The sequence below is a fragment of the Teichococcus coralli genome, assembly GCF_009829925.1.
GTDB lineage: Bacteria > Pseudomonadota > Alphaproteobacteria > Acetobacterales > Acetobacteraceae > Pseudoroseomonas > Pseudoroseomonas coralli.
On the sequence record NZ_SNVJ01000012.1, the window covers coordinates 141,827 to 154,557 of the forward strand.

Genomic DNA, 12,731 nt, shown 5'->3' on the forward strand with positions numbered 1-12,731 from the left:
TGACAGGAAAAAGAAGAGAGGGTCCGGGGGAGAATTCATTCTCCCCCGGGAGCTTGCCCTCAGGCGACGCGCGCGATCTCCCGCACGGCCACCGTCACGCCGGCCAGGTCGGGCCNGAGCTTGCCCTCAGGCGACGCGCGCGATCTCCCGCACGGCCACCGTCACGCCGGCCAGGTCGGGCCGGGCCGCCGCCTCCTGCGCCACGCGGATGGCGCCTTCCGCCTCGGGCAGGGCGCCGCGCAGGCAGGCGGTGGCGAGGCGCGCCTGCAGGTCGGCGAGGTCGTCCAGAAGGGCCGCCTTGGCGCGCGTGACGAAGGGGCCGCTGCCCGGTGCCTGCGTCGTGGCCTGGCGCAGCGCCAGCAGGTGGAACCGCTCGCCGGCCCGTCGCCAGGCTTCCGCCGCGCGCCGGGGCTCCACCTCGGCCCGGCTGGCCAGGCGCACAATGGCCGGCGCGGCCTCCAGCGCCGGCGCCGCCGCCATCAGCCGGGCGACCTTCTCCGGCAGCCCTTCGGCGACGGGGTGCGCCGCCTCGGTCTCGCTTGCCACCAGCGCCCCGATGCCGGGCTGCAATGCGGCCAGAGCCTGGTCGAGGCCCTGGCGCGACTCCGGCATGCTCAGCAGTTCCCGCGCCGTGGCGCCCAGCAGGTGCCGGATGGCCAGCAGCGCCGCATGCCGCACCGGCGCCGGGGCGGGGGCCGTGTCGGCGGCGTCGGCCGCCGCGCCGAGGTCAAGCAGCCGCTCGGCCAGGATGGCGGCGCGCGCCGCCTCGGCCGGCTCGGCATCGGCCGCGAGGCGGGCGAGGCCTGCCGGGCCGAGCCGGTTGGCGATCTCGTTGGCCAGGATGGTGGCCAGCAGCTCGCGCCGCAGGCGGTGCCGGGCGATGAAGGGCGCGAAGTCCCGCCGGATGGGCGCCGGGAAATAGGCGTCGAGCAGCGGCATCAGCGCCGGATCGTCGGGCAGGCCGCTGTGCTCGATCGCCTCGTTCAGCCAGAGCTTGGCGAAGGGCAGCAGGGCGGCCAGCTCCGGCCGGGTGAGGGCAAGGCCGGTGGCGATGCGCTCGGCCATGGCTTCGCCGTCGGGCAGGCCGGCCACGGCGCGGTCCAGCAGGCCGGCATGCTCCAGCCGCACCATCAGCGCCGCCTGGGCCGGCAGCGCCTCGGCTCCGGCCTCGGCCTCCAGCGTGACGGCGAGGGACTGCTGGTCGTTGTCGCGCAGCACCAGGGCGGCGACCTCCTCGGTCATGGCGCGCAGCAGGTCGTCGCGCTGGCGCTCGGTCAGCGCGCCTTCGGCCATGGCGTCGGCCAGCAGGATCTTGAGGTTCACCTCGTGGTCGGAGGTGGAGACGCCGGCCGAGTTGTCCAGCGCGTCGGTGTTCAGCCGCACGCCACGCCCCTCGGCGCCGAAGCGCGCCGCCTCGATCCGTCCGGCCTGGGTGACGGCGAGGTTGGCGCCCTCGCCGATGACGCGGGCGCGCACCGCGCGGCCATCGACGCGGATGGCGTCGTTGGCGCGGTCGCCCGCATCGGCCTGGGATTCGGTGGAGGCTTTGATGTAGGTGCCGATGCCGCCGAAATAGAGCAGGTCCACGTCGGCGCGCAGGATGGCCTGCATCACCGTGCTCGGGTCGGGCTTCTCGGCCTCGATGCCGAGCAGGGCGCGGGCCTGCGGCGAGAGCGGGATGAAGCGGGCGTTGCGCGGATAGACCCCGCCGCCCTCGCTCACCAGCCGCACGTCGTAGTCGGCCCAGGAGGAGCGGGGCAGGGCGAAGAGCCGCGCCCGCTCGTCATAGGCGCGCGCCGCGTCCGGGTCGGGGTCGATGAAGATGTGGCGGTGGTCGAAGGCCGCCAGCAGCCGCGTCTGCCGGGAGACCAGCAAGCCGTTGCCGAAGACGTCGCCCGACATGTCGCCGACGCCCACCATGGTGAAGGGCTCGGCCTGGATGTCGCGGCCCATCTCGGCGAAGTGCCGGGCGATCATCACCCAGGCGCCCTTGGCGGTGATGCCCATGGCCTTGTGGTCGTAGCCCTGGCTGCCGCCCGAGGCGAAGGCGTCGTTCAACCAGAAGCCGTATTCCTTGGCCAGGCCATTGGCGATGTCGCTGAAGGTGGCGGTGCCCTTGTCGGCGGCGGCGACGATGTAGGGGTCGTCCCCGTCGCGGCGGACCACCTGCGGCGGCGGCAGCACCACCTCGCCCTGCAGGTTGTCGGTGATGTCCAGCATGCCGCGGATCAGCGTCTTGTAGGCGGCGATGCCGGTGGCCATGAAGGCCTCGCGGTCGCTCGCCGGGGGCACGTGGCCCTTCAGCACGAAGCCGCCCTTGGCGCCGGTCGGCACGATGACGACGTTCTTCAGCCGCTGCGCCTTCATCAGGCCCAGGATCTCGGTGCGGAAGTCCTCGCGCCGGTCGGACCAGCGGATGCCGCCGCGCGCCACCGGCCCGGCGCGCAGGTGGCAGCCCTCCATATGCGGGGCATGGACGAAGATCTCGCGCCAGGGGCGGGGGAGGGGCATCTCGCCGGCCGCCGCGCTGTCGAACTTCAGCGCGAGATAGGGCTTCTGCTGGAAGAAGTTGGTGCGCAGCAGGGCGTCCATCGCGGTGCGCAGGCGGGCCAGGATGCGGTCGGCATCGGCATCCTCCACCGTCTCCATCAGCGCCGCCCATTCGGCGTCGAAGCGTGGCTCGTCGAGCGCGGCCTGGCCGGCGCGGGCGGGGTCGAAGCGGGTGTTGAACAGGTCCACCAGCAGGCGCGCCGCGCGGGGATAGGCGATCAGCGCCGCCTCCACGGAGCCTTGCGCGAAGGCGAAGCCGACCTGCTTCAGCCAGCGGAACAGGGCGCGCAGCAGCCAGGCCTCGCGCCAGGCGAGGCCGGCGCGCGGCACCAGCCGGTTGAAGCCGTCCACCTCGGCGCGGCCGTCCTGCAGCGCGGCCAGCGCCTCCAGCAGGGCGGGGAAGCGGTTCTCCTCGAGGGGCGTGCCGGAATCGAGGGTGAAGACGTGCAGCACCGCCTCGGTGGCGCCGCCGACGCGCAGGTGGAAGGGCTGCTCCTCGATGGCGCGCAGGTCGAGGCTCTCGAACAGCGGCAGCACGTCGGCCAGCGGCAGCGGCCCGCCGGGATGCACCAGCCGCAGGCAGAGCGCCCGCGCCTCGGCGCCCGGCACGCGCTCGATGCGCGCGGCGGGGCGGCCGGCCTCCAGCGCCGTCTCCGCCAGGTGCAGGTCGGCGACCGCGGTGGTGGCGGCGACGTGGTCGGCATAGGCGTCGGGAAAGGCGTCGGCCCAGCGTGCCAGGGCGGTGGCGGCGCGCGCCTCGCCCAGCTCGGCGGTCAGCGCCTCGCCCAGCCGGTCGGTGAAGGAGCGCGCGGCCTGCGCCACCGCCGCCTCCAGCGCCGCGTCCTCCACCTGCCCGACCGCGCCGGGCACGGTGCCGATGATGTAGTGGATGCGCGCCAGCGGCGTGTCGCCGAGCGCGATGTGGAAGGCCGAGAGCCGGCCGTTGAAGGCTCGCGCCAGCATGGCGCCGACCCGCTCGCGCAGCTGGGTGTCGAAGGTGTCGCGCGGCAGCCAGGCGATGGCGGAGACGAAGCGCTCGAAGGGGTCGCGCCGGAGGTAGAGCGCCGGGCGCGGGCGGATCGAGAGGTCGAGCGCGCGCCGCGCGCCGTCCAGGATGGCGGCCTCGTCGGCCTGGAACAGCTCGTCGCGCGGCCAGGTGTCGAGGATGTTGCGCATCGCCCGGCCGTCATGGCTGTCCGGGTTGACGCCGGCCATGTCGAGGATGCGCGCCACCTTGTCGGCCAGCCAGGGGATCGAGCGTGGGTTGCGGTTGTAGGCCGAGGCGGCGAAGAGGCCGAGGAAGAGCCGCAGCCCCGTCACCTGCCCGTCGGGGCCGAAGATGCGGGTGGCCACCACGTCGGCATGCTGCGGCCGGTGCACCCGGGCGCGCATGTTGGCCTTGGCCACCGCGACCGGGCCGCCGCCGCGCAGCGAGGCGAGCATGCCGGGCGGGATGGCGCCGAGGTCGCGCAGCGCGTCGAAGACCGGCAGCGACTCGTCGCGCAGCAGTCCGAGGTGCTCCTCCGCGCCCGTCGCCATCCCCGTGCCGTCGAAGCGGATCAGCCGGTGGCCGAGAAAGACGAAGTTCTCCTCCATCCAGCGCAGGAAGGACTGCGCGCCGCCGGCATCGGAGCCGATCTCGGCCTCGGCGGCGTGCAGGCGGCCGAGAATGGCGGGAAAGTCCGTCACGGCGAGGCGCAACTCGGCCAGCGCACGCTCCACCGCCGCCTCGGTGGCCTCCCAGCCGGCCTCGTGGGCGCCGCCGCCGAGCAGGCGGGTGGTGGCCGGGGCGATCTCGACATGCATCATGCTCTCGGCCGCGCCGGCGGGGCTGAAGTCCAGCAGCCGGCCCTCGGCATCGCGCGTCACGCGCATCACCGGGTGCAGCAGCCGGCGCACGGTGCGGCCGGACAGGGCGAGGGCGGCCAGCACGCTGTCCACCAGGAAGGGCATGTCGTCGCTGACGATCTCCGCCACCGCGACGGCGCCGCGCCCGGGACCGGGCGGCTGCAGCCGTACCTTGGCGGTGCCGGGGCGGCGCTGGCTGGCCAGGGCGAAGAGGCTGGCGGCGGCGGCGGCGAGGCGCTCCGGCGGCTCGGCGGCCAGCTCGGCGGTGGGCAACGCCTCGGCCATGGCGTGCAGCAGCCCGGCAGCAGCCGGGGGCAGGCCGGGCGCCTGCCGCCGCAAGGCCTCCGCCGTCGCGCGCAGCAGTTCCGCCCGGGCGCCGCCCGCGCCCTTTTGGCCATCCGGCATGCCGGTCTCCTCTCTTGAATCCTGCGCCAGAGGATCGGGTCGCGACTGGTCCGGATCAAGCCGCATTGTGCCTTGACCGAGGGCATCTTGCGTAAAGTTTCGGCGGCCGCATGGTGCGCCGGCGGAGTGTCCAAGCTGCCGCTCCGGCGCTATCGTGCGGCGCCATGAACCTGACCCTCGCCGACCTCCTCGCGCCCGTCACGCCCGAGCAGTTCTTCGCCGAGTACCACGACAAGCAGCCGCTGCATGTGCAGGGCGGCGCGGCGAAGTTCGCCTCGGTGCTTTCCTGGCGCCAGATCAACCGCCTGCTGGACCAGACGCATATCTGGTCCAGCCAATCCCTGAAGCTGGTGCTGGACGGCACGCCGGTGCCGCCCGAGCAGTATTGCGGCCGCGCCACCGGGCGCGACGGCGCTGCCGTGCAGCAGCCCGAGGCCGCCAAGGTGGCGCAATGGGTCGCCCGTGGCGCCTCCATCGTGATGAACGACGTGGACAGCCTCACCCCCGGCCTCGCCGCCGTCTCCGGTGCGCTGGAGAGTGCCGGGCTCGGCAAGGCGCAGGCGAACGTCTACATCTCCTGGCAGAGCCACAAGGCCTTCGGCAGCCATTTCGACACGCATGACGTCTGGGCCGTGCAGGTCGAGGGCGAGAAGACCTGGAACATCTGGGAAGGCCGCGCCGAGTGGCCGATCGCCCATCCCGTCTTCCGCTTCCCGCAGGAGCATCACGACCGCGCCCGCGGCAAGCTGCGCGGCAAGGTGACGGTGAAGGCGGGCGACCTGCTCTACCTGCCGCGCGGCTGGTACCACGACGCCCTGGCCGAGGCGCCGGCCTCCGTCCATATCGCCTATGGCGTGCATTCGCCACTGGGGATGGACCTGATGAACATCCTGCTGGAACGGGTGCTCTATGAGGTGGAGTTCCGCAAGCCGCTTCCGCGCCAGGATGGAACCGCCGCTGCCCGCTTCGCGTTGACCAGCCGCGCGGCCCAGCTCGGCCAGCGCCTTTCGGAACTGACGCGGGACCCCAAGGTGATGGATGTGCTGGCGAAGTTCGTGGCGGACTACCGCTTCCAGCGTGGCGGCAACGACCTGCTCGCCGCGCGCGGCCTGGCGGCGCCAACCGCCCCCGGGGGTGCGGCGGAAGAGGGCGGCGAGGCCTTCCGCGTGGTGGCGCCCGGCAGCAAGGCGGTGCGCCGCGGCGCCGAATGGGTGCTGAAGGCGCCCGCCGGCGCGGTTTCGCTGGCCCCGGCCGAGGCGGAGGCGGCCAACTGGCTGCTGGCGCGGCCGGACGGCACGGCCGCCGAGCTGCGCTCCGCGCATCCGGCGGTGGATGCCGAGGCCCTGCTGCGGCGCCTGGCCGGCGCCGGGGTGCTGGCCCCGACATGACCCATGCCCTGCTGCCGGCGGCGCTTGCCGGTCTGCTGCTGCTCGGGCTTGCCCCGCCGGCAGGGGCGCAGCCGCGCGAGTTCAACTGCGTGGGCGCCGAGCGGCTGGAGGACGACGTTTTCGAGATTTCCTTCGCCGCCCGCAGCGCCCGCCCGGGCGAGGCGGCCCGCACCCCCGTGGCGGCGGCGGCGGCGCTGGCCAAGGAGGCGCCGGAGCGCAACATCTGCGTGCTCGGCCATGCGGTGCGGGAGGGCGGGCAGACCACCAGGACCCAGCTCGCCGCCCGCCGCGCCCGCGAGGTGGCGGAAATGCTGTCGGTGGAATACGGCATCGCGCGTGACCGCATCCGTGCGGAGGCCCGCAATCCCGGCTTCAGCAACCGCACCGCCAACCGGGAGTCGCGCAGCGTGGTGATCGTCGTGTTGCCGGGGGCGCCGGCCGGGGGCGCCGACTCCCCCGCGCCTTGAGAACCTTCTGGGAGAAGCGCCGATGTCCCGCGAGATCGCCCGCGTCCGTGCCGCCGCCTGCCGTGTCGAGGATGGCGCGGGCTTCCGGCTGGCGGATTTCTCCACCCGCGGCAGCGGCGACGGCCTTTCCAAGGCGGATGCGCCGGCCCTGCTGCGCGAAGGGGTGCTGCAACTGGCCGAGCTGCAGGACCGGCTGGCGGCGCAGGACCGCCATGCGGTGCTGGCGATCTTTCAGGCGATGGACACCGCCGGCAAGGACGGCGCCATCAAGCATGTCTTCTCCGGGGTGAACCCGCAGGGCTGCGCGGTGCATTCCTTCAAGGCGCCGGGGCCCGAGGAACTGGATCAGGACTTCCTGCGCCGGCACATCCTGCGGCTGCCGGCGCGGGGGCAGATCGGCATCCACAACCGCTCCTGGTACGAGGAGGTGCTGGTCGCGCGGGTGCATCCGCAGGTGCTGGACCGCCAGCGGCTGCCGGCCGAAGTGGTGACGGAGAACTTCTGGGCGCACCGCATGGAGGATATCTGCGCCTTCGAGCGCTACCTTCGCCGCCAGGGCTACGTGGTGCTGAAGTTCTTCCTGCATGTCAGCCGCAAGGAGCAGCGGAAGCGCCTGCTGGCCCGCATCGAGACGCCTTCGAAGAACTGGAAGCTCGATCCTTCCGACATCGCCGAGCGCAACCACTGGGACGCCTACCAGGAAGCCTACGAGGCGGCCATCCGGGGCACGGCCACGCCCCATGCGCCATGGTACGTGCTGCCGGCCGACCGCAAGTGGCTGACCCGGCTGCTGGTGGTGGAAGCGATGCTGGAGGCGCTGGAAGCGCTGAAGCCCGCCTATCCGCAACTGGACGAAGCCGGGCTGCAGCGGCTGGAGGCGGCGGGCGAGGTCCTGCGGGCGGAGAAGGCCTGAGGGCGGAGAAGGCCTGAGGGCGGAGAAGGCCTTCGGGCCGCCAGCCGGCGCCGGCCCGAAGGCGCGGCGCCGGCTGCGAGGCCTCAGCGCCGGGGCGTCAGCAGGCCGAGGATGTAGCCGAGGATGCCGACCACCAGCAGCGAGGTAAGCGGCTGGTGCTCGACCACGCGGCCCACCCGTTCGCCGGCATCCTGCGCGTAGTGGCGCGCGTCGTCATAGGCGTGCTGGGCATAGTCGCGGGCGTCGCCATAGGCGTGCTGCGCGCGGCCGGCGATCTGCCGCACCACGCCGCGCGCCTTCTGCTCGCGGTCGCCCGTCAGGTCGCCCATGCCCTCCTGGGCACGGCCCGCGAAATCCTCCATGGAACCTTCGATGCGATCACTGTTCATGGCTGTCACTCCTTTCGCTTGGGTTGAAGGCTGCCTTTGGCGGCAGGCTCAGCGGGCGACGTAGTCGGGCGCCAGGGCGCGGCGCGTGCCGGCGCGGGCACCCAGCACGGCGGCGATGGCGCCCAGCACCAGCAGGGCGAAGATCCAGTAGGCGGCGGTGGCGGCGGCGGTCGCGGCGGCGTCGGCCGCCTCGCGCGCCTGCTGCTCGGCCTGCTGCACGGCCTGCTGCGCCTGCTGCTCCACCTGGCCGATGCGCGCCCGCGCCTCATCCGGGCTCATCCCGCTCTCGGCCGCCACCAGCGCCGCCAGGCGATCCTGGTCCTGCTGGGAAAGGTTGCCGTCGGTGATGCGCCGCCCGATCAGCCGACCGATCTCGGCCTTGCGCTGGTCGCTGGTCATCGCCGCCGGGTCGGCGTTGCTGGCGGTCAGCGCGTCGCGCGCACGGTCGACCGCCGACTGCGTCAGGGACTGGATGGTGCCTGTATCGGTGCGGTCGGCCGCCTCGCCTGCCGCGGCGCCGGCGAGGTTGCCGAGGCCCTGGGCGGTGCTGCCGATCATGCCGGTGATGCCCGAAGCGGCGGTGCTGACAACGCTGCCAGCCGCGCTGCCCACCAGGAAGCCGGCAACAAGGACCGCGGTGGCCCACATCGCCAGGCCGTGCAGCATGCCATCCGTGCGATCAGCGGTGCCGGAGAGGCGGGCGGCGGCATAGGCGCCGAAGGCGAGGCCGATCAGGTGCGAGACGAGCATCCAGATGCCCGCGCCGATGCCGAAGCTGCTGGCGCTCGGGGTGTCGCGCGCGGTGGCGTCCACCAGGTTGGCGCCCAGGCCAGCGCCCAGGATGTTCAGCCCGGCGCCGACCACCACCGCGATCACGGCGCCGGCGAAGACGGCGCCCCAGGAAACGCGGCTGAGCAGGCGTGGGGCCACGGCCAACGATGCGGCGGAGGCGCTGCGGCCAGGGGTGTTGGCAGCGAAGTCGGTGCTCATGCGGAGTGCCTTCAGGCAGTTCGCGGGAAGGCGCCGCGGCAAGGCGGCCCCACCCGGACACGCGGGTTGACGGCCGGGCCCGTGCCCGGCCGTGGCGGAGCCGCTGTTCGCTCAGGGCTTGCTGGCGTCGCGCATCTTGTCCTTGAGGCCGCCGGCGGCGTTCTGCACCTTGCCTTCGGCCTTGTCCGCCTTGCCTTCCATCTCGGTGCTGGTGTCGCCCGTCGCCTTGCCGAAGGCTTCCTTGACGGCGCCCTTGGCCTGCTTGGCCACGCCCTCGACGCGATCCTTGTCCATCGACCTTCTCCTGCGCTTCATGCCTTGACGGCGAGATTGCCGTCCTTTTCCCCGGCATGCGGGGGATGCAGGGAAAACGGTCGGCGAAGGTCAGGGTTGCGGCCACGCTTGCGTGGCCGCCGCACAGGTCAGCTGCGCTCGTAGAGCAGGCGGGCGCGGATGGTGCCGGGGATCTGCCGCAGCGCCGCCAGCGCCGCCTCGGGGTCGGGAACGCCGTCGGCGTCGATCACGACGTAGCCGATCTCGGGATCGGTCTGCAGGTACTGGGCGCTGATGTTCACGCTGAAGCGGCTGAACACCTCGTTCATCGCCGCCAGCACGCCCGGCACGTTGCGGTGGACATGCATGAAGCGGGTGCCGCTGGGCCGCGCCGGCAGCGTCACCTCGGGGAAGTTCACCGCCCCGAGCGTCGCACCGGTATCGGAGTAGTCGGACAACTTGCGGGCGGTCTCCTCGCCGATCCGGGTCTGCGCCTCCTCGGTGCTGCCGCCGATATGCGGGGTCAGGATGACGTTGGGCAGGCCCTGCAGGGGGCTCACGAAGCGCTCGCCGTTGCGCTTCGGCTCCTCCGGGAAGACGTCCGCCGCGGCGCCGAGCAGGTGGCCGCTGCGCAGCCCCTCGGCCACGGCATCGAGGTCGAGCACCCGGCCGCGGGCGTTGTTGATGAGGATGGCGCCGCGCCGCATCGCCGCCACCTCGGCGGCGCCGATCAGGCCGATGGTTTCGGTCGTCTCGGGCACGTGCAGGCTGACCACGTCGGCGGCGCCGAGCAGGTCGTGCAGGCTGGCGGCGGCTACCGCGTTGCCGTGCGGCAGCTTGGGCACAGTATCATAATAGATGACGCGCATGCCGAAGGCCTCGGCCAGCACCGAGAGCTGGCTGCCGATATTGCCGTAGCCGACGATGCCGAGCGTCTTGCCGCGCACCTCGCGGCTGTTCTCGGCCGACTTGTCCCAGCCGCCGTCATGCGCGGCGCGGGAGCGGTCGGGGATGCGGCGCAGCAGCATGACGATCTCGCCCATCACCAGCTCGGCCACCGAGCGGGTGTTGGAGAAGGGCGCGTTGAAGACCGGGATGCCGAGCCGCTTGGCGGTGCCGAGGTCCACCTGGTTGGTGCCGATGCAGAAGCAGCCGACGGCGATCAGCCGGTCCGCCGCCTCCAGCACCTCCCGGGTGAGCTGAGTGCGCGAGCGAATGCCGAGCAGGTGCACCCCCTGTAGCGCCGCCTTCAGCGCCTCGCCCTCAAGCGCCTTCGACTCGCGCTGGATGCTGGCGTAGCCGGCCGCGCCGAACAGCGCGTCGGCGCTTTCCGCCACGCCTTCGAGCAGAAGGATGCGGATACGGTCTTTGGGGAGGGAGATGCGGTCGTTCGGCATGGCGGTTCAATGCCTGTGCGAAGCGGTTTCGTGAAGTGCGAAACTGGCAGGCCGGTCCCGCGTTCCGGAGGCGGCGCATGGACCGGCTTTGGCTTCAGGGCGAAGGCTGCAGGGGCTGCCCCCGGCAAGTCCGTGGCGGCGCATGGAGCCCATGCGGCAGGCGAAAAGGAAAAGCTTCCATCCTGTCTTGCTGTTTCGGGCCGCCATGGTCCTGTCGCGGGAAGACAACCCCGCCCCGCCATGCATGAATCGGGGACGGCATCCGGAGATCCCAAAATGGCGACCACGTCGATGAGACTTCCGCCGGCGGCGCGCCGGCAGGCGGTGATGAAGGCCTTGGCGCAGCTCGCCCAAGGCCAGCTTGCCGAGGAGGTACGGCTGGAGGCCGCGGCAAGGCTGCTTCGCACGGCGCGGGGCGCGCTTGAGATGGTGGACATGGTGCTGCCGGTGCCCGCGGGCATGGCCGGCTGGGATCCCAGGGCGATCACCGCGCGCGAACACGTGGAAGGCTTGCCCCCGGCAGAGCTGGACCGCCTCCTGGCGGAAGGGCCGCGTTGGGCCGCCGCGCTGTTGCGCGCCGAGCCGGAACTGCGGCGCGCAGCCTGACAACCTGTGGCGCCGCGGGAGATCAGCCTCGCTGGCGCTGTGTGTCCCACGGAGCGCGGCGTGCCTCCAGCGCCGCCTCGGCCCGCGTCATCCCGATGTCGCGCAGGAGCCTCTCGTCCAGTGACGCGAGCTCGCGCCGGGTCTCCAGCACGCGCAAGGCGTGGTGCAGGACGGCGGTCCAGCCTTCCGGGAACAGGGCGGGCTGGTGCGCGAGCCTGGCAGGCCGGGCGGGGGAGGGGGAGCCGAGCAGGGCGGACATGAGGCGTGCCTTTCCAATGGCGAGCTGGAACGGCCGCAGAATGGGTTCGGTAGGGAAATAAGAAAAACGAATTGTTTTGACAGTGAGCATCAATGGCGCTGATATTTAGCCATGCTTTCCCTGCCGCCCGGGCTTGATCCAGACCTGCTGCGCTCCTTCGTGCTGATTGCCGAGGGCGCCAGTGTCACGCGCGCTGCGCAGAGGGTCGGACGGACGCAGTCGGCGGTTTCCATGCAAATGCGGCGGCTGGAAGAACTCCTTGGCCGCCAGCTGCTGGCGCGTGGTCCGCGGGGACTGGCGGTGACGTCGCATGGCGCCTGGCTGCTGGAACGTGCCCGGCCCTGGCTCAGCATGCATGACGAGATCATCGCCAGCTTCCGAAGCGCCGAGGTGGCAGGGCCGGTGCGCCTCGGTTCGCCCGATGACTACGTCATGACGTGGCTGCCCGAGATCCTGGCGCGCTTCGCCGAAAGCCACCCGGCGGTGGAGATCGAGGTGGTCTGCGCGCCGTCGACCGAGTTGCTGGAACGGCTGGAACGTGAGGAACTGGACCTCACCCTCTATTCCGCCGGCAACGAGAGGGGGCAGGCCGGGCTGCCGCTCTGGCGGGGGCCGCTGCACTGGGTCGGCGCGGCGGCGCATTCCGTGCACCGGCAGGTGCCGCTGCGCCTTTCGCTGGCGCAGCCAAGCTGCATCTGGCGCCGGGCGGCGACGGCGGCGCTGGATGGTGCGGGCCTGCCCTGGCGCGTGACCTACACCTCCAAGTCGCAAATGGGCACGCATGCGGTTGTGCTGGCGGGGCTGGCCATCACGGTGGGGCTGGCAGGACCCTTGCCGGAAGGACTGCGGGTGCTGAATGCCTCCGACGGACTGCCACCCTTGCCGGAATTCGAGATCGCGCTGGCGCAGGGCAGCGACAGCGGGGCCGCCCGCGCATTGGAGCGGCATATCATCGATAGCTTCCGGCGAGAGGCAGGGGGCTTGCCGGCCTCCGCAAGCTGAGGGCGAGTTCCGTCTCGGAGGCGGAACGCCGGAAAAAAGGGTTTGACGGGTGTGGGAAGCGGCCATATAAGCCGCCCCACGCCGCCGGTTGGTAAGGCCAAACGGCGAACGGCTCCTGATTGGCTGATGCGAAGCAGGGATTTGGTGGTGAAACGCCGCCTTGTCTCGCTTTCGGTGATTGGGGGTTGCCTGACAGGGGTTTGGCTCCTGAAGGCATGTTGATTGAAAATTGCATCGGGTTTTC

Annotated in this window: 11 protein-coding genes; 5 read left to right on the forward strand and 6 right to left on the reverse strand. The window is 72.2% G+C overall.

Annotated elements, in window-relative coordinates; genetic code table 11:
- Positions 1-126 precede the first annotated feature (126 nt).
- On the reverse strand, positions 127-4,803 hold the full coding sequence (locus E0493_RS14745) for an NAD-glutamate dehydrogenase (RefSeq protein WP_160937884.1): 4,677 nt from the start codon (positions 4,801-4,803) through the stop codon (positions 127-129).
- 164 nt (positions 4,804-4,967) lie between these two features.
- Here E0493_RS14745 and E0493_RS14750 point away from each other — a divergent pair, with 164 nt between their 5' ends.
- Genes E0493_RS14750 through E0493_RS14760 form a run of 3 tightly spaced genes read left to right on the forward strand, consistent with a single transcriptional unit; the run spans position 4,968 to position 7,571 of the window.
- Positions 4,968-6,191 (forward strand): cupin domain-containing protein, encoded by a 1,224-nt coding sequence (locus tag E0493_RS14750; RefSeq protein WP_160937886.1) that lies wholly within the window; start codon positions 4,968-4,970, stop codon positions 6,189-6,191.
- A complete protein-coding gene (locus E0493_RS14755) occupies positions 6,188-6,658 on the forward strand; it encodes an OmpA family protein (RefSeq protein WP_160937887.1) in 471 nt (156 codons plus the stop codon). The genes E0493_RS14750 and E0493_RS14755 overlap by 4 nt, the downstream gene beginning before the upstream one ends.
- Before the next feature lie 22 nt (positions 6,659-6,680).
- Positions 6,681-7,571, forward strand: a complete 891-nt coding sequence (locus tag E0493_RS14760; RefSeq protein ID WP_160937889.1) for a polyphosphate kinase 2 family protein — start codon at positions 6,681-6,683, stop codon at positions 7,569-7,571.
- Positions 7,572-7,654: 83 nt separating this feature from the next.
- On the opposite strand, the gene E0493_RS14765 is transcribed toward E0493_RS14760, so the two are convergent.
- The 4 genes from E0493_RS14765 to serA form a co-directional block, all read right to left on the reverse strand.
- Entirely contained in the window at positions 7,655-7,960 is a 306-nt protein-coding gene (locus E0493_RS14765; RefSeq protein WP_160937891.1) for a CsbD family protein, read from the reverse strand.
- A 48-nt stretch (positions 7,961-8,008) separates the two neighbouring features.
- Entirely contained in the window at positions 8,009-8,950 is a 942-nt protein-coding gene (locus E0493_RS14770; protein WP_235913791.1) for a hypothetical protein, read from the reverse strand.
- 111 nt (positions 8,951-9,061) lie between these two features.
- Complete coding sequence (locus E0493_RS14775) at positions 9,062-9,244, reverse strand: CsbD family protein (protein ID WP_160937893.1); 183 nt, start codon at positions 9,242-9,244, stop codon at positions 9,062-9,064.
- Positions 9,245-9,372: 128 nt separating this feature from the next.
- Positions 9,373-10,620 (reverse strand): phosphoglycerate dehydrogenase, encoded by a 1,248-nt coding sequence (serA, locus tag E0493_RS14780; RefSeq protein WP_160937894.1) that lies wholly within the window; start codon positions 10,618-10,620, stop codon positions 9,373-9,375.
- A gap of 276 nt (positions 10,621-10,896) precedes the next feature.
- Here serA and E0493_RS14785 point away from each other — a divergent pair, with 276 nt between their 5' ends.
- Complete coding sequence (locus tag E0493_RS14785; protein ID WP_160937896.1) at positions 10,897-11,226, forward strand: hypothetical protein; 330 nt, start codon at positions 10,897-10,899, stop codon at positions 11,224-11,226.
- A 22-nt stretch (positions 11,227-11,248) separates the two neighbouring features.
- Here E0493_RS14785 and E0493_RS14790 read toward each other — a convergent pair whose 3' ends face one another.
- Positions 11,249-11,485: a DUF1127 domain-containing protein gene (locus E0493_RS14790; RefSeq protein ID WP_160937898.1), complete on the reverse strand. Its 237-nt coding sequence runs from the start codon at positions 11,483-11,485 to the stop codon at positions 11,249-11,251.
- Between the two features lie 111 nt (positions 11,486-11,596).
- Here E0493_RS14790 and E0493_RS14795 point away from each other — a divergent pair, with 111 nt between their 5' ends.
- Positions 11,597-12,487: a LysR substrate-binding domain-containing protein gene (locus E0493_RS14795; protein WP_160937900.1), complete on the forward strand. Its 891-nt coding sequence runs from the start codon at positions 11,597-11,599 to the stop codon at positions 12,485-12,487.
- Positions 12,488-12,731: the final 244 nt, after the last annotated feature.

What these genes read in the sequence shown, in the direction of transcription:
- E0493_RS14745 (WP_160937884.1), bottom strand. Translation starts at nt 4,803, where the DNA reads ATGCCGGATGGCCAAAAGGGCGCGGGCGGCGCCCGGGCGGAACTGCTG.
- E0493_RS14750 (WP_160937886.1), top strand. Translation starts at nt 4,968, where the DNA reads ATGAACCTGACCCTCGCCGACCTCCTCGCGCCCGTCACGCCCGAGCAG.
- E0493_RS14755 (WP_160937887.1), top strand. Translation starts at nt 6,188, where the DNA reads ATGACCCATGCCCTGCTGCCGGCGGCGCTTGCCGGTCTGCTGCTGCTC.
- E0493_RS14760 (WP_160937889.1), top strand. Translation starts at nt 6,681, where the DNA reads ATGTCCCGCGAGATCGCCCGCGTCCGTGCCGCCGCCTGCCGTGTCGAG.
- E0493_RS14765 (WP_160937891.1), bottom strand. Translation starts at nt 7,960, where the DNA reads ATGAACAGTGATCGCATCGAAGGTTCCATGGAGGATTTCGCGGGCCGT.
- E0493_RS14770 (WP_235913791.1), bottom strand. Translation starts at nt 8,950, where the DNA reads ATGAGCACCGACTTCGCTGCCAACACCCCTGGCCGCAGCGCCTCCGCC.
- E0493_RS14775 (WP_160937893.1), bottom strand. Translation starts at nt 9,244, where the DNA reads ATGGACAAGGATCGCGTCGAGGGCGTGGCCAAGCAGGCCAAGGGCGCC.
- serA (WP_160937894.1), bottom strand. Translation starts at nt 10,620, where the DNA reads ATGCCGAACGACCGCATCTCCCTCCCCAAAGACCGTATCCGCATCCTT.
- E0493_RS14785 (WP_160937896.1), top strand. Translation starts at nt 10,897, where the DNA reads ATGGCGACCACGTCGATGAGACTTCCGCCGGCGGCGCGCCGGCAGGCG.
- E0493_RS14790 (WP_160937898.1), bottom strand. Translation starts at nt 11,485, where the DNA reads ATGTCCGCCCTGCTCGGCTCCCCCTCCCCCGCCCGGCCTGCCAGGCTC.
- E0493_RS14795 (WP_160937900.1), top strand. Translation starts at nt 11,597, where the DNA reads ATGCTTTCCCTGCCGCCCGGGCTTGATCCAGACCTGCTGCGCTCCTTC.